General features: G+C 63.5%; 17 protein-coding genes. 11 read left to right on the plus strand and 6 right to left on the minus strand.

What is annotated here, in order from left to right; genetic code table 11:
• Positions 1–24: 24 nt before the first annotated feature.
• The 3 genes from C4301_RS01930 to C4301_RS01940 are packed head-to-tail and all read left to right on the plus strand — an operon-like array spanning position 25 to position 2271.
• Entirely contained in the window at positions 25–855 is an 831-nt protein-coding gene (locus C4301_RS01930; protein WP_352413432.1) for a MerR family transcriptional regulator, read from the plus strand.
• Entirely contained in the window at positions 839–1423 is a 585-nt protein-coding gene (gene ldrP / locus C4301_RS01935; protein WP_352413433.1) for a transcriptional regulator LdrP, read from the plus strand. The genes C4301_RS01930 and ldrP overlap by 17 nt, the downstream gene beginning before the upstream one ends.
• Entirely contained in the window at positions 1420–2271 is an 852-nt protein-coding gene (locus C4301_RS01940) for an NAD(P)H-binding protein (RefSeq protein ID WP_352413434.1), read from the plus strand. Before ldrP ends, C4301_RS01940 begins: the two co-directional genes overlap by 4 nt.
• Positions 2272–2273: 2 nt before the next feature.
• Here C4301_RS01940 and C4301_RS01945 read toward each other — a convergent pair whose 3' ends face one another.
• Both C4301_RS01945 and C4301_RS01950 read right to left on the minus strand, forming a co-directional pair.
• Entirely contained in the window at positions 2274–3200 is a 927-nt protein-coding gene (locus tag C4301_RS01945; protein WP_352413435.1) for a YbgA family protein, read from the minus strand.
• A 105-nt stretch (positions 3201–3305) separates the two neighbouring features.
• Positions 3306–4436, minus strand: coding sequence for a diaminopimelate decarboxylase family protein (locus tag C4301_RS01950; RefSeq protein WP_352413436.1), 1131 nt, complete (start codon positions 4434–4436; stop codon positions 3306–3308).
• On the opposite strand from C4301_RS01950, the gene C4301_RS01955 reads away from it, so the two are divergent.
• Positions 4429–5088: a gamma-glutamyl-gamma-aminobutyrate hydrolase family protein gene (locus tag C4301_RS01955; RefSeq protein WP_352413437.1), complete on the plus strand. Its 660-nt coding sequence runs from the start codon at positions 4429–4431 to the stop codon at positions 5086–5088. The two genes, C4301_RS01950 and C4301_RS01955, sit on opposite strands and share 8 nt — an antisense overlap.
• Here the strand turns inward: C4301_RS01955 and C4301_RS01960 are convergent.
• Both C4301_RS01960 and C4301_RS01965 read right to left on the minus strand, forming a co-directional pair.
• Positions 5073–6023 (minus strand): dipeptidase, encoded by a 951-nt coding sequence (locus C4301_RS01960; RefSeq protein WP_352413438.1) that lies wholly within the window; start codon positions 6021–6023, stop codon positions 5073–5075. The two genes, C4301_RS01955 and C4301_RS01960, sit on opposite strands and share 16 nt — an antisense overlap.
• Before the next feature lie 108 nt (positions 6024–6131).
• Positions 6132–7673, minus strand: coding sequence for an APC family permease (locus C4301_RS01965; protein ID WP_352413439.1), 1542 nt, complete (start codon positions 7671–7673; stop codon positions 6132–6134).
• A gap of 451 nt (positions 7674–8124) precedes the next feature.
• Between C4301_RS01965 and C4301_RS01970 the strand changes: the two genes are divergently transcribed.
• From C4301_RS01970 to C4301_RS01995, 6 genes are read left to right on the plus strand one after another with little or no spacing between them, the layout of a single operon-like run.
• Positions 8125–8544 carry a PepSY domain-containing protein gene (locus tag C4301_RS01970; protein ID WP_352413440.1) on the plus strand — a complete coding sequence of 140 codons (420 nt, stop codon included), beginning with the start codon at positions 8125–8127 and terminating at the stop codon, positions 8542–8544.
• Between the two features lie 56 nt (positions 8545–8600).
• Entirely contained in the window at positions 8601–9215 is a 615-nt protein-coding gene (locus tag C4301_RS01975) for a phosphatase PAP2 family protein (RefSeq protein ID WP_352413441.1), read from the plus strand.
• Positions 9197–9763 carry a DedA family protein gene (locus C4301_RS01980; protein WP_352413442.1) on the plus strand — a complete coding sequence of 189 codons (567 nt, stop codon included), beginning with the start codon at positions 9197–9199 and terminating at the stop codon, positions 9761–9763. The genes C4301_RS01975 and C4301_RS01980 overlap by 19 nt, the downstream gene beginning before the upstream one ends.
• Positions 9760–10407, plus strand: a complete 648-nt coding sequence (locus C4301_RS01985; protein WP_352413443.1) for a response regulator transcription factor — start codon at positions 9760–9762, stop codon at positions 10405–10407. Before C4301_RS01980 ends, C4301_RS01985 begins: the two co-directional genes overlap by 4 nt.
• Positions 10404–11672 (plus strand): sensor histidine kinase, encoded by a 1269-nt coding sequence (locus C4301_RS01990; protein WP_352413444.1) that lies wholly within the window; start codon positions 10404–10406, stop codon positions 11670–11672. The genes C4301_RS01985 and C4301_RS01990 overlap by 4 nt, the downstream gene beginning before the upstream one ends.
• Positions 11669–12610, plus strand: coding sequence for a PIG-L deacetylase family protein (locus C4301_RS01995; protein ID WP_352413445.1), 942 nt, complete (start codon positions 11669–11671; stop codon positions 12608–12610). Before C4301_RS01990 ends, C4301_RS01995 begins: the two co-directional genes overlap by 4 nt.
• Here C4301_RS01995 and C4301_RS02000 read toward each other — a convergent pair.
• Positions 12607–13134, minus strand: a complete 528-nt coding sequence (locus C4301_RS02000; protein ID WP_352413446.1) for a DUF421 domain-containing protein — start codon at positions 13132–13134, stop codon at positions 12607–12609. The two genes, C4301_RS01995 and C4301_RS02000, sit on opposite strands and share 4 nt — an antisense overlap.
• A gap of 77 nt (positions 13135–13211) precedes the next feature.
• Between C4301_RS02000 and C4301_RS02005 the strand changes: the two genes are divergently transcribed.
• On the plus strand, positions 13212–13454 hold the full coding sequence (locus C4301_RS02005) for a Sec-independent protein translocase subunit TatA/TatB (RefSeq protein WP_352413447.1): 243 nt from the start codon (positions 13212–13214) through the stop codon (positions 13452–13454).
• 69 nt (positions 13455–13523) lie between these two features.
• Here the strand turns inward: C4301_RS02005 and C4301_RS02010 are convergent, their stop codons facing one another.
• Positions 13524–13901, minus strand: a complete 378-nt coding sequence (locus tag C4301_RS02010) for a hypothetical protein (protein WP_352413448.1) — start codon at positions 13899–13901, stop codon at positions 13524–13526.
• Between the last annotated feature and the right edge of the window lie 60 nt (positions 13902–13961).

Genomic DNA, 13961 nt, shown 5'->3' on the forward strand with positions numbered 1-13961 from the left:
TTGTACAGAGGCTACCCTGAGGGCATGACCCGCCCCCTATACACCATCTCCGAGGTGGAGGCCCTCACCGGCCTTTCCGCCGAGGTCCTTAGGCAGTGGGAACGCCGGTACGGGTTTCCCCGCCCCAGAAGGACCCCAGGCGGCCACCGGCTTTACAGCCCTGAGGAGGTGGAGGCGTTGAGGCGGGTCAAGGCCTGGCTCGAGGCAGGCCTCTCCCCTCGGGCGGCCATCCTTCGTCTGGAAAGGGAGAACCCCTTGGAGCCCACCCCCCTCAAGGAGGCCCTTCTGGCCGGGGAGATGGAGCGGGCGGAACGCCTGTTCCGCCAGGCCCTTAGGGCCTTGGGCCCCGAGGAGGTCCTCCTTTCCTTTGCCGTTCCCATTTTGCAGGAGGTGGGGAGGCTCTGGCACGAGGGCAGGCTGGGCGTGGCGGAAGAGCACCTGGTGAGCACCTTTATGCGGGCCAGGGTGCAGGAGCTTCTCGACCTCCTGGGGCATCCCGCGGGGCCCCTTGTGCTGATCACCACCCCACCGGGGGAGCGGCACGAGATCGGAGCCATGTTTACAGCCTTTTTTCTCCGTCGCCTGGGCGTGCGGGCGGTCTACTTGGGGCCCGATACCCCCTTGGGCGACCTCCAGGCCTATGCCCGGCGGCTCGGGGCCCGGGCGGTGGTCCTTTCCGCCCTCGTCTCCGACCCCCTGCGTAGCCTTCCCGTGGGGTGCTTGCGGGGCCTGGCCCCCCTGGTGTTTCTCGGCGGCCAAGGGGCAAGCCCCGAGGAGGCGGCCCGGCTTGGGGCCCGCTACGCGAGAACCCCTGAGGAGATCGCCGAGGAGGTGCGAGATGAGAAGACAGCGTAAGGAGGCCTTTTATTTGGCTGGTGACCCTGCGGAAAACCTCTTCCTTCTGGAGGAGGGTCTGGTGCGCGTCGTGGAACTCCTTCCGGACGGCCGGCAGCTTACCCTGCGCCACGTCCTGCCTGGGGACTACTTCGGCGAGGAGGCCCTGGAAGGGGGGCGGCACCGCTACACCGCAGAGGCCCTTACGGAGGCGAAGGCCCAGGCCCTTGAACCCCGGCGGTTTTCCCATGAGGAGATCCGGGAGGTGGCGAAGAATCTGGCCCGGCAGATGCGCCGCGTCCAGGCCTATGAGGCCCACCTCCAGTTGGGGGAGCTCCGAGCCAGGATCGCCCGTTATCTCCTCTTCCTGAGCCACACCCCCGCCCGGGAGGAGGATCTCCGCGGGGTCTACGTTCTGGCCTCGCACGAAGAAATCGCCGATGCCACCGCTTCTACCCGGGAGAGCGTCTCCAAAATTCTTTCTGACCTTAGGCGGGATGGCCTGATCGAGACCGCCTACCGCCGGGTCTACCTCCTGAACCCCCAGGCCTTGGCCCTGGAGGCGGAAGGGGAGCTCGAAGCGGCATGATCGCCGTTATCGGAGGCACGGGCTTCCTCGGTCGGTATGTGGTGAGGGCGCTTCGGGAAAGGGGGTGGGCCGTTCTGGTCCTGGCCCGGAGGCCGGCCCCCCTCCCCCCGGGGGTCCTTTTCCGCAGGTCGGACGTGACCGCCGAGGCGCCGGATCTAAGCGGCGCGGAGGCGGTGGTCTACCTTCCCGGGATCATCCGGGGAAGCCGGGAGGCCTTCCACCGGACCCATGTCCTGGGGGTAGAGAACACCCTAAAGGCCATGCAGGTCCAAGGGGTTCGCCGCCTGGTCCACCTTTCCGCATTGGGGGCAAGGCGGGGAACGAGGAGCCTCTACTTTGAGACCAAAGCCCTGGCCGAGGAGAAGGTGGAAAAGAGCGGCCTGGAGTGGACCATCCTGCGGCCAAGCCTGGTTTTCGGGGAGGGGGATGGGTTTTTCTGTCGGGTGCTCAAACCCTTGGCCCGCCTTCCCCTTCCGTTCATGCCTCTGGTGGGGGATGGGGCCTACCGTTTTCGCCCCGTGTACGCAGGGGACGTGGCTCTGGCCGTGGCTCGAAGCCTGGAGGTGGGGTTTTTGGGCCGGCTGGACCTGGTGGGCCCCAGGGAGTACACGCTCAAGGAGCTTTACCTGCTGGTTCAAAAGGCCCTGGGGGTGCAAAAGCCCCTTCTTCCCATCCCCATCCCTCTGCTCCGCCTTGTGGCCCGCCTCCCCTTTGCCCCGGTCACCCTGGACCAGTTGGAAATGCTCCTTTTAGGGAACACTGCCCCCATTCCCGAGGCCTTAAGCGCCCTTGTGCCCCAGCTTCACGCCTTGGAGGACCTCCTTCCCCAGTACCTTCCCGCTTGCTGAGGCTAGGTGGGGAGGTGGCGAAGGCTTTGGGGAAAGGGCTCCAGCAAGGCTTGGCCCTCGAGGTAGGCCTCGCCGAACCTCAAGGACCATGAGCGCAGCAGGGCCAGGGGGGCTTCCGGGCCCGTCCGGCCCTTGCGGACCTCCTCTAGAAGAGCGAGGAAGTGCGCCTTTTCTTTTTGGGAAAGCCCCCGCTTGAAGTAGCCGAAGGCGTGTTGAAGGGCGTTGGCCAGCCCCCCGGGCCTCGGGGGGTGGAGGGTGGCCCTCAGAAACCCCTCCTGGTAGCGGGCAAGAACCTGGGGAAAGGCGGTCTTGTGCCCTTGGGCGATCAGCCGGCCCAGGGCCAGGGTTTCCTTGGGGCTTTGGGCCATGAGGAGGAGCTTGTACCGGGCGTGAAAGGCCCTGAGGTCCTGAAGGGTTTCTACCCTTCGAAGCCGGGCCAGGCCGAAGACCCGGGTAAAGAACTGGGCCCTCAGGACGGGGTTGGACAGCCGGCCTTCTTCCTCCACGGGCAGGAGGGGGAACCGCCTTAGGACCTCCCGGGCGAAAAGCCCTGCCCCACGCCCCAGCACCTCCCCCTTCGGACCATAAACGCGGGCGTCCTTCAGGGCGCAAGAAGGGGAGCGATTTTTCAGGATAAACCCCTCCACCTGGAGACCCTCTAGGAAGGTCTGGGAAAAGGCCTCCATTTCACCCGTTAAGTCCCTAGGAGAGGGTTCTGGCTGAATCAAAAACAGCCTTTTCCCCTCCTGGACGAGGCGGATGGCGGGGCGGGGTACGCTTAGGCCGATGGCCACCTCTGGGCAGACGGGGATGAGGTGGGCATGGGTTTTCAAGGCCTCCACCACCGGGTCGGGGATGAGGCCGCCGTTGTACCGGACGGCGGCCAGGCCTAAACAGGCGCTGACCACGATCCGCGGTGGGGGCCACACGCTGTTCAGCCTAGCCCCTTGCCCTTGGGGGAGATGGGGTCTGGGCTACGGTTGGAAGGCTGGATTCTGCGGGGATATTTTCCCCTTGCTATTTTAATCGTGAAATTAATAACAAAAATCCAGAACCCGCCAGCCGCTCCCATCCCAGGCCAGCTCCAGGGGCCTGGGCGTGTCCAGATACGGCATGGCCATGCTCGCCCCGTAGGCTCCCGCCAAGAGAAAGACCAGGGCTTCCCCTTCCTTGGGGACCGGGAGGCGCACCCCCCGGGCCAGCACGTCGGCAGCCTCACAGGCCGGGCCCGCGAGGTCAAAGACGGCTTCCTTCTCGCTTTGGTAGAGGGGGAGAACGGGGTGCCTGGCCCCATAGAGGAGGGGTCTGAGGAAGCTCGTCATCCCTGCGTCTAAGAGGAGGTAGGTCTTACGGGTCCGCTTCACGCCCCAGATTCTGGTCACCAGAACCCCGCTTCCGGCCACCAGGCGTCGGCCGGGCTCGAGCCAGATCTTGGCTCCGTACAGACGGGCCAAGTCCTCCATGGCAGGCCCAAGGGGCCCAAGCGGGAGATCCAGGCCGAAGCCGCCTCCTAGGTTGAGGACCCTCTGGGGCCCAACCGCAGTTCGGAGGCGCTGGAGGACCGCATACCCTTCTAGAAAATCCTCCGCCCGGTCCAGACCAGAGCCCAGGTGGAGGTGGAGGCCCAAAACCAAAAGGCCCAGCCCCTCAGCCCTTCTCAAAAAGCCCGGCAGCTTTTGGGGCAACACGCCGAACTGGCTTTCCCCCCTCCCCGTGGCCAAGTGACCGTGCGTCCTCACGGGAAGATCGGGGTTGACCCTGAGGAGGACCTGTGCCCCCTTTAGATGGCGGCTTACCCTAAGGAGATCCGCCTCCGAGTCCAGGACCGTCACCGGTGGACGGTCCTGGAAACGCTGGAGGGCCCAGGGGGTCTTCACGGGACCATTCCAGACGATTTCCTCCGGGGAAAGCCCTACCCCAAGGGCCCGTTCCACCTCGCCGGCCGAGACCGCCTCCGCGCCGAACCCCAGGGCCTTGATCTGGGGAAGAAGGGCGGGGTTCGCCTTTAGGGCAAAGAAAAATCGAGCCTTAGGAAAGGCCTTCCGAAGGGCCTCGGCCTCTTCCTCGAGCACGGTGAGGTCATAGGCGTAAAAGGGGGTGGGAAAGCCGTCTAGGGCCTGCTTAAGCGCCTCGAGAAACCTTGGGTTAAGATGGGGCGTGTTCATCGGTGTGGCCACCCAGTTTAGCGCGGAACTCTGGGGTCTGCGGACAGCTTACCTCGAGGCCCTTGCCCATGCGGGGCTTTCCCCCGTCCTTCTCCCTCCCCAGGACCCAAAGCGGCTGGAGAGGATCCTCCCCCACCTAGACGGCCTCCTCCTCCCAGGGGGGGTGGATCTGGACCCCGCTTTGTACCATGAGGAACCCCACCCCGCCTTAGGAGAGGTCCAGGCTGAGCGGGATCAGTTGGAGTTGTTCCTGATCAAGTACGCGGTGGAAAACGGCCTGCCCATCCTCGGCATCTGCCGGGGAATCCAGGCGATGAACGTGGCCCTGGGGGGAAGCCTTTACCAGGACCTTTCTTCCTTTGGATTTCGGGAGGTTCAGCACCAGCAAAAGGGGCGGGGCCTGGCCCACTCCCTCACCCAGGTGGGAGAAAGCCCATTGGGACGGCTTTTTCCTGAGACCTTCCGGGTCAACTCCTACCACCATCAGGGCTTAAAACGCTTAGCCCCAGGGCTCAAAGCGGTGGCCCTCGCCCCGGACGGGCTGGTGGAGGCGGTCATCCTGGAGGGCCATCCGCTCTTTTTGGGCCTCCAGTGGCACCCCGAGCTTTTGAAGGAGCACTGGGGAATTTTTAGGCTTTACAGCCAGGTTTGAAGCCAACGGATCCAGTTTCCTCCCAAAAACGCCTCGTCTCCTAGGCGGACGAGGTCCTTGTGGGCCTCTAAACCCAGCGGGAGGCTTTCCAGGCCAAACCCCCCATCCCAGTCGCTACCCAGCCCCACCCGATCCGGGCCCAGGCGGGCCTCGAGGTAGGCCTTATGGGCCAGACAGGCGCTGATGGGAAGCCTGGGCATGCCTCGTGTCCAACTCACATCCAGAAAGGCGTTGAACGGGACGACTCCCACCACCCCATCCCGCACCCGGAGGGCCAGAAGCATCTCGTCCGAAAGATGGCGGGGGGTGGGGGTGAGGGCCCGGGCGTTCGCATGCGAGGCGGCCACCGGCCCCTTAAAACGGGCCATAACCGGAAAGAAGGCGGTATCCGCCAGGTGGGAGACGTCCAACGCCATGCCCAACCTCTCCATCCGCGCCAGGAGCGCCTCTCCCAAAGCGGAAAGGGGGGCGGGCTCGGCGTTTCCGCCCGCGTAGGCGTTTTTCGTGGCCCAGGTTAGGCCCACCATCCTTACCCCTCGGGCGTGGAGTTCGTCCAGCGCCTCCGGTTCTGGAAGGACATGGGCCCCTTCCAAAAGAAGAAGAAGGCCCAGAACCCCGTCTTTGGGGTAAGCCAGGGCGTGGGTCTTCAGGTCCCGGCCGGAACGCAGGATCCTTACCAGGTTTTGCCTCTCCCATTCCAGATAAAGGGCCACCTGGCGCAGAGCCTCTTCAAACAGGTGCCCTTCGTGCCCTCGAGGGTCTACAAAGACCGTGGCAAAGACCAGGCCAAACCCCGCTTCCCTAAGGGAGGGGAGGCTCACGAGGGGTGTCTCGGAAAGACCCTCCTGGCGCCGGAGGGCCTCGAGGGGAAGGGTGAGGTTCCGGCCCAGGTTCAAGGCGTTGTAGGCCAGGTCCAGATGGGCATCCACCCGCATGCTCCCATCCTAATCGAGCCCGCCGGTCAGGCCTGCTCCGAGCAGTCGGAAGGGCCCCATAAGGGTGGGGCCTTGTCCGTTGAACCTGGGCAAAAAGGCCCTAAAGGCTTAGGGTCCCCCCACATAGACCAAGGGGCGCTGGCCTGGGTGGGGTTCCGCCCGACGGAGGACCTCCCGGGTGAGGGTGGGAACATCCCCCTCACCGAAGAGAAGGAAGTCCACCGCTGCCTGCATGGGGGAGATCTCCGGCCACTCAAAGTAGATGCGCGGGATGGTACCGGTCTCGTCCCGGATGTAGAGGAGGAGGGCGGCCAGGGCATTGGGTACGCTGGTCCCTTCGGTCCGGAGGATACGGTAGTGTCCAAGCTCTACCCCTCGGACCCGGAGTTCCCGGCTGAACTCGGAGGGGTCCAGGACCCCCACCTCTACAAAAAGGAACGGGTCCTGAAGGGGAAAGCGGAGCAGGTCCCGGATGCGGGTTTCCTTCTCCACGTATTCGGCAAAGGTGCCCAGCCTGCGGTGGTGGGCGATAAGGCGAAGGGGAGTCTCTTGGGTGCGCAGGCCTTGGAGAAACGACTGGGCCAGTTCGTCCAAAACCACCCGATCCACACGCAGCTCGTAGGCCCGTAGCGTCCGGGAGACCAACGAGACCAAAAGGGTTACGGAGATGAAAAACGAGGCGATCTTGACCCCATCGGGCCGCTCCAGGGTGTTGGCAAACAAGGTGTAAAGGAAAAGAGCGAGGATCACCCCAGAGTAGGGTTTATGGCGGGGCTTGGCCAGCAGGTACGCGGCCCAGGCCGCTGAGGTCATAACCACCAGAACCCCCGTGGCGTAGGCTGCAGCCTGGGCGTTCACGTTGGCCTTAAAAAGAAGGGTGACGCCGATGGCCACCAAGGTAAAAAAGATGGTCAAAACGCGGGTAGCCTTCGCCCATTCCGGAGCCATCCCGTACCGAGGCAGGTATCTCGGGACGATGTTCAAAAGCCCGGCCATCGCGCTCCCCCCGCCAAACCAGAGGATCAGGATGGTGCACAGGTCGTACAGGGTGCCAAACCCTTCCCCCAAGTAGCGGTGGGCCAGGTAGGCCAACGCACGCCCGCTTGCAGGCCCACCTTCTTTGAAGGCCTCCGGGGGGATCAAAACCGTGGTGACCCAGGCGCTGGAAAGAAGCAGGACCCCCATTATGCTCGCCGCCGTTAACAGGAGCTTGCGGGTGTTGCGAATGCGGCACCGGGGCTTTTCCGGCGGATCATCCGGGCAGCCCTTGATGAGCGGCATCACGGCCACCCCGGTTTCGAAGCCGCTCAGGCCCAGGGCCAGTTTGGGAAAAGCAAGGACCACGGCCAAGGCCAGGCTTTGGGGGGTGAGGTAGGTTTCCCGGATCCCTGTCCACCAGGCTTCCCACTTCGGGAGCGTCAAGGCGTAAGGGAGCGTGGCAGCGACCACAACGGCGTTGAGGAGAAGGTAGGCCAAGACAATCCCCACGGCCACCGTAATCGCTTCCCGAAACCCCAGGTAGAAGACGAAGCCCAGGAGAAGGAGAAAGAACAAGGTCACCCCGAGTTGGTTCTGGAGCCAGGGGGGGGTGAAGGGGTTTTCCACGAAGTGGGTGGCCGCATCGGCCGCTGAAAGCGTGATGGTGATCATAAAATCGGTGGCCATAAACCCCAGAACCACCAAGGTGATCAGCTTTCCCTTCCAGCCTCTGTAAAGGTGCGTCAGGAGGGACAGCGAACCCTCCCCATGAGGGCTCTCCTCCGCCACGCGCCAATACACCGGGATGGCACCGAAAAAAGTGAAAGCCACGAGCAGGAGGGTGGCGAGGGGGGAAAGCAAGCCGGCGGCCACGAAGGCAATGCTTGGCTGGTAACCCAGGGTGGAAAAGTAATCCAGACCGGTGAGGCACATCACCTGCCACCAGGGGTGCTGGGACTCCCTAGGGCTCGAGGGGTGGGTAGCAGCTTTCATAGGCCTCCCAATGCCGAGGCCACTTTAGTACCCTGGGCACCAAAGGAGCAAGCTCGTTACCCAGGTGTAACCCAGGGGCTGGAGTCTAGGGGTGGACCCTGGGGATGACCGGGGTCCAAAGGAGGCCAAGATGAGGAAATGGCTTTGGCTTGGGCTTTTGGCGGCTCTATCGGCTGTAGGCTACCTGGCTTTGGCCCAAAGGGGTAGCCTGGGTCAGGCCGGTCCCCAGAACCCTTCTTACCCGGGCACAACGGCGGTCTCGGATGAGGAGATGGACGAGGCCGCCGAGGCCCAGGCTGATAGGAACCTGGCCAGGATCACCCCTGACCAGGCGGTTCAGGCCGCGCAGCAGCTCCTCCAAACCCAGGCGACCCCCAAAACGGTAACCCTGGGGAACGAGAACGGCCACCCGGTCTGGGAAGTGGTGATCGGGAACGAGGAGGTTAAGGTGGACGCGGGCACGGGCCAGGTTTTGCACCGAGAACCCCTAGGCCAGGAGGCGCAGAACGAGGAGGACGGCAAAAACGCGGAGGATGAGGCGGGAGAGTGAACCTTAGCCCTAGCCCCCGGGCCCTGCCTGGGGGCTAGGTGTGTCAAGATATCGCTGTGCGTCTTTCCTCGCGGACCCTCTTCCTCATGCGGGCGCTTTTGGGTGGGGCTTTGGCGGGGTTTATTGTGCTCGCCACAGGGGTCTTTCGGCATGAGGGGTTTGCCTTTGATGCCCCTATTCTGGCCTGGCTTTACGCTCATCGGTCCTCGGCCCTAGACCAGACGGCGCGCCTTCTTACCCTTTCCGCCTCGGCCAAGGTCCTCGCCCCCCTTAGCCTTGCCCTTTTGCTCTGGCTTTGGTACCGGAAGGGACGGTGGACCTTTTTCCTCCTCGGGGTAGGGGGTGCCTCTGTCCTCAGTCTGTTGATGAAGGAGGTCTTCGCTCGAGGCCGCCCCCACCTTTTCCCTGCTTTGATGCCGGAAAAAGACTATAGCTTTCCCAGCGGCCACGCCCTGGGGAGTATGGCCCTTGCCTTGGCCCTGGGGTTCGCGGTTTTGGATACCCACCCCAGCGTAGGGCGCCTTGTCCTGGCGTTAGGCGCCTTCTGGAGTCTGATGGTGGGCCTTTCCCGGCTTTACCTCCAGGTCCACTACCCGTCGGATGTCCTTGCCGGCTTCCTGGTTGCGATGGGGTGGGTCTTTGGACTCTACCTATGGATGCGCAAAAACTAGTCCTTCTTCTTTCTTATCCGGGGCTTTTCCTCCTCGTTTTGGCTGAGACCGGACTCCTGGTGGGCTTTGCCTTGCCGGGGGATAGCCTTTTGGTGACAGTAGGTCTCCTGGCTGCGGCGGACCGGCTCACGCTTCCCTATGCCCTTCTGGCCCTTTTCTTCGGATCTTTCCTGGGCCACCAGATGGGCTACTTCTGGGGTCGGCGCCTGGGGCCAGGACTGGCCCAGCGCGTCCCCAAGGAACGCCTTGAGAAGACCCGGCTTTTCCTTTTCCGAAGGGGCCAGCTTGCCGTCGTCCTGGCCCCTTTGGTCCCCGTGGTCCGCACTGCCATGCCTTTCCTTCTGGGGGCTTTGGGCTTTCCCTATCCGCGGTTTGTGGTCCTTTCCCTCCTCGGCACCCTGGTCTGGACCCAGGGGGTTACGCTCCTGGGCTATGCCTTGGGCCACGCGGTGCCGGGCCTCGAGCGGTCCATTCTTCTGGTTGTGGCCGGAGTGGTTTTGCTCTCCCTCCTTCCCGGCTGGGTCGGGTTAAGAAGGGTGAAGGAATGAGGCTTTTGCTGGTGGAAGATGACCCTCGGGTGGGTTCCATGATTAAAGAGGCCCTGGAAGCAGACGGATATGTGGTGGATTGGGCAAGGAGTGGAGAAGAAGGGCTAAGCCTTTTTGAACTCTTCCCGTACGACTTAGTGGTTTTGGACCTGATGCTGCCCGGTCTGGATGGGTTTTCCTTCCTGGCCTCCTTAAGGGAACAGGCCAGAACGCCCGTCTTGGTCTTGACCGCCCGGGATGCCCTGGAGGACCGCGTCCAGGGGTTGGAAGGGGGGGCAGACGACTACCTGGTCAAGCCCTTTCACCTGAGGGAGCTTCGGGCCCGCCTGCGGGCCCTTGTGCGGCGCGCCTCGGGGGAGGCGAAAAACCTCGTCCGGCGAGGACGGTTAAGCCTGGATCTCGAGACTAGACGGGCGTGGTTTGAGGGGCGGGAAGTCCGGCTTTCTGGCCGGGAATACGCCCTTCTGGAGTTTCTCGCTCTTAATGCCGGCGGGTACTACCCCAGGGAAGTCCTTCTAGAAAAAATCTGGGGTGGGGAGGTGGATCCCAAGGTGGTGGATGTGTACATCCGACGGCTTAGGGTAAAACTGGATGAAAGGGTCATCGAGACGGAGCGAGGCCTAGGGTACCGTTTTGTAGGATGAGCCTCCGCCTGAGGTTAACCCTCTTTTACACCCTTTTGACGGCCCTGGTGCTAGGGTTTTCCGGCCTTGCCCTTCACTTTCTCCTGAAGTGGAGCCTGTACTCCGGCCTGGACGCCACTTTACAGGCCACCCTGGCCCTGGCCCGCCCCCTTTTGCAGGAAGAGGATGGCCAACCAACCCTGCTCCAAAAGGGTGAGCTCCCCCCGGGCCTGCCCAGGGACACGGGGCTTTACCTGTTTAGGCCGCAAGGGGTGGAGCGGCTTGGCTACACTCCTGAGGCGCAGGTTACCCCCAAGGAGGGGTGCTTTAGCGCTAAGGAGTGGCGCTTCTGCGGCGTGCGCCTAGGGGAGGGGTTTCTCTTGGCCGGGCGCTCCCAGGAACCCCTCGAGGACGGCCTCCACCGGTTTGACCTCGCCTTTGCCATCCTTTACCCCCTGGCCCTTCTCCTGGGGCTTGGCCTCGGATTCCTGCTCGCCCAGAAGGCCCTGGCCCCTATCGGGCGCATGACGGAGGCGGCCCTCGAGCAAGCGGAGTCCGAGGCCTACGCGGTCCAGCTTCCCGAACCCAGGATCAAAGACGAGCTTTGGCGTCTGGCCCGGGCGCAAAACCTCCTTCTAGCCCGGCTTTCAGGGACGGTGGAACGAGAGCGGCGCTTCGCGAAGGCAGCGGCTCACGAGCTTAGGACCCCACTGAGCGCCTTGATTGGCAGGCTGGAGCAGGCCATGGAAGGAAGTGAAAGAGGGGCGATGGAAAAGGCCTATCAAGCGGCGATGGACCTTTGGGCCCTGGTGGAACGCCTCCTTCAGTTCACCCGGGCGGAGCGGGGGTTTTTGGAAAAGGAGCGGGTGGATCCGGGAGCTTTGGTTTTAGAGGCGGTGGAGGGTCTTCGAAGGCCGGGGGTGGACCTAGACCTCCAGGTTCCGGAGGCCCCTTGCGAGGCCCTCATAGACCCTACCCTTTTCCGCGCCATGGTCCGCAATCTTTTGGACAACGCCCTCCGTTTTGCCAGAACCCGTGTCCGGGTGTCTTTGCTCTGCGGACCGCGCCTTCGCCTCGAGGTGGAGGACGACGGCCCCGGGCTTGAAGAACCCCAGGAACGAATTTTTGAGCCCTTTTACCGGGGGAGGGCTTCGAGGGGAACCGGGCTGGGCCTGGCTTTGGTCAAGGCGGTGGCCGAGGCGCACGGGGGAAGGATTAGAGTGGAAAGGGGCCGGACGGGGGCCCGGTTCGTTGTGGAAATGCCTGGGGGAGCAGAACAAGGATGAGATGGCTCCGGGTTGTCCTTCTTTTTCTTCTTGTCTTTGGGCTTATCATCAACGCCCCGTGGGTTTTCCAGCACGCCTATGCCGCTTATTTTCGGCGTTTGACCGGGCAGATTCCCCCCTGGCCTGGGCCCGGGGCAGGGGAGAGGGTTCTTCTTCTCTCCCCCCATCCGGACGACGAGAGCGCCTGTTGCGGCGGGTTGGTGCGGAGAGCCCTCTCCCAGGGGGCGGAGGTCTACGTGGTCTGGCTGACCAGCGGGGACGGATTTGAGTGGGACGCCGCCCTTTTGGGCCGGACCCTCCGGCCCAGCCCCAAGGACCACCGGGACCTGGCCCTAAGGCGGATGGGGGAGGCCCGGGCTGCGGCCGAGAGGCTGGGCTTACCGGAAACCCATCTCTTCTTTCTGGGGTATCCGGACCGTGGGCTTCTCCACCTTTTCCTGGAGCATTACACCCAGCCTTACCGCTCCCCTTATACCGGCCTCGAGGCCGTCTCCTACCCAGGCAGTTTCCACCCCGGTGCCCCTTACACAGGCCAGGCGCTGGAGGCCGACCTTGGGAGGGTGGTGGAAAACGTACGCCCCACTCTTCTTCTGGCCCCCTCCCCCCTGGACGCCCATGTGGACCACCGGGCCACGGGGTATCTGGCCCTGCGGCTTTTAGGGACCCACTCGGGGTTGAAAGGGGCTTTTTACATCGTCCACGGGGGGTTGGAGTGGCCCTTGCCCAAGGGGTATCATCCGGCCCTCGCCCTGGAGCCCCCGCCCCGGGGCCGGGGGCTCCCTTGGCTTCGGCTGGACCTGACCCCGAAGGAGGAGGAGGCCAAGCGTCAGGCCCTCCTGGCCCATAGGAGCCAGATGCAGATCCTGGGCCGGTTTCTCCTCGCCTTCGTGCGCAAGAACGAGCTGTTCTCACCCGAGGCCTTGCCGAAGGCCCACTAGCGGTTTCGGCTGGACCGAACTTTTCGAATGCGCTTCGGGGTGAGGTGGTCTTTGGCGACAACGGAAATGGTGCCGTCCACCTCCAAAACCGCCATAAGGACATCCTCCACCCGGGCTACGCCGTGCTCTCGAAGGGCTGCCATCAGCTCCCCCTTGTCTACGCCTTCTTTGTGAAGGTGTTCTTCGAGGATCCGCCCTTCGTGGATCAGAAGGGTGGGCTCGCCCTCGAGGTAGCGCCTTAAGAGGCTTCCCGCAAGGGCTCGGTCCAGGCCGAGGAGGAGGCCAGCCCCCAGCAGGCCTCCCAAGAGGCTGGTGTCCGGGCCGATCATGGCGTTCTGGACCGCGTTGGAGAGGAGGAGGAGGGTGAGGAGGTCCAAAGGGGTCATCTGGCCCAGAACCCGCTTGCCCGAGGCCTTTAGGAAGAAGAGAAGGGTCCCGTAGACCAGAACCACCCTAACCCCTGTGAAAAGAACGGTGAGGGGGTCTCCTAAGAGGGCCTGAAGGTGAGGAAGAAGGTGCTGCATGGCCTTAGGATAAGCGGGAAGCCCCGGAAGACGCGGTTTCAGTCTCCATTCAGCTTAGAGGGGGAGGATGGTTTAGTATGATCGATAGCCCGGCTCAGATCATCGCCATTTTGGTGGTCGCCCTTCTCCTCTTTGGCCCTAGGAAGCTGCCCGAGTTGGCCCGGGGGCTCGGTCAGTCGGTGCGGGAGTTTAAAAGAAGCGTAGAAGGGGTGGGGGAGAGCTTCAAGGAGGCCGCCTCGGAGGAAAAGGCGGTAAAAAAGGAGGAGGCCGCTCAGCCCTCGCAAGGGGAGGGGCAGAAAACCTCTGAGCACCGGCGTTAGGGGGCCTGGAGGTTCGGCCTGGGGGAAAAAGCCCCCGGGGCTTGGGAAATGGACCCCGGGGGCTTTGGGTCACTTCATGCCCTCCACTAGGTTGCCCTTCTCGTCCAGGCTCACGTGCCGGTTCTTAAGCAGGGTGGAGAGGAGGTAGGTCTTCTTCCCTATCCGCACCTCGAGGTCCGCGAGCCCCTTGCCCTTTTTGACGATCTTGTAGGTATAGGTGGTGATCCTCGCGCTGCCCTTGGGGAGTTCAAACGCCAGGGCCGCCGCCTTGCTTAAAGCCTCCTGGGAAACCACCTCCCCGCTTTTCCACAGGGCCTTCCCGGTCTCGTCCAAAAGGACCAGAACCGTTCCCTTGGGCAGCTTGCTGGGGGGGAAGACCGCTGTAAACCGAAGGCCTGCCGCCAACGCCAAAGAGACCAAAGCCAAAACCGCCAGAGCTTTCCTCATCCTTCACCTCCTGGAGCCTTCGGCTCCAGACCCAGTACACCCCCTATTCCTGAACCCGAT

This window comes from Thermus sp., from assembly GCF_040290245.1.
Classification (GTDB): domain Bacteria; phylum Deinococcota; class Deinococci; order Deinococcales; family Thermaceae; genus Thermus_A.

Coding starts and splice junctions, on each gene's coding strand:
- C4301_RS01930 (WP_352413432.1), top strand. CDS start 25: ATGACCCGCCCCCTATACACCATCTCCGAGGTGGAGGCCCTCACCGGC.
- ldrP (WP_352413433.1), top strand. CDS start 839: ATGAGAAGACAGCGTAAGGAGGCCTTTTATTTGGCTGGTGACCCTGCG.
- C4301_RS01940 (WP_352413434.1), top strand. CDS start 1,420: ATGATCGCCGTTATCGGAGGCACGGGCTTCCTCGGTCGGTATGTGGTG.
- C4301_RS01950 (WP_352413436.1), bottom strand. CDS start 4,436: ATGAACACGCCCCATCTTAACCCAAGGTTTCTCGAGGCGCTTAAGCAG.
- C4301_RS01960 (WP_352413438.1), bottom strand. CDS start 6,023: ATGCGGGTGGATGCCCATCTGGACCTGGCCTACAACGCCTTGAACCTG.
- C4301_RS01965 (WP_352413439.1), bottom strand. CDS start 7,673: ATGATCACCATCACGCTTTCAGCGGCCGATGCGGCCACCCACTTCGTG.
- C4301_RS01970 (WP_352413440.1), top strand. CDS start 8,125: ATGAGGAAATGGCTTTGGCTTGGGCTTTTGGCGGCTCTATCGGCTGTA.
- C4301_RS01980 (WP_352413442.1), top strand. CDS start 9,197: ATGGATGCGCAAAAACTAGTCCTTCTTCTTTCTTATCCGGGGCTTTTC.
- C4301_RS01985 (WP_352413443.1), top strand. CDS start 9,760: ATGAGGCTTTTGCTGGTGGAAGATGACCCTCGGGTGGGTTCCATGATT.
- C4301_RS01990 (WP_352413444.1), top strand. CDS start 10,404: ATGAGCCTCCGCCTGAGGTTAACCCTCTTTTACACCCTTTTGACGGCC.
- C4301_RS01995 (WP_352413445.1), top strand. CDS start 11,669: ATGAGATGGCTCCGGGTTGTCCTTCTTTTTCTTCTTGTCTTTGGGCTT.
- C4301_RS02000 (WP_352413446.1), bottom strand. CDS start 13,134: ATGCAGCACCTTCTTCCTCACCTTCAGGCCCTCTTAGGAGACCCCCTC.
- C4301_RS02005 (WP_352413447.1), top strand. CDS start 13,212: ATGATCGATAGCCCGGCTCAGATCATCGCCATTTTGGTGGTCGCCCTT.
- C4301_RS02010 (WP_352413448.1), bottom strand. CDS start 13,901: ATGAGGAAAGCTCTGGCGGTTTTGGCTTTGGTCTCTTTGGCGTTGGCG.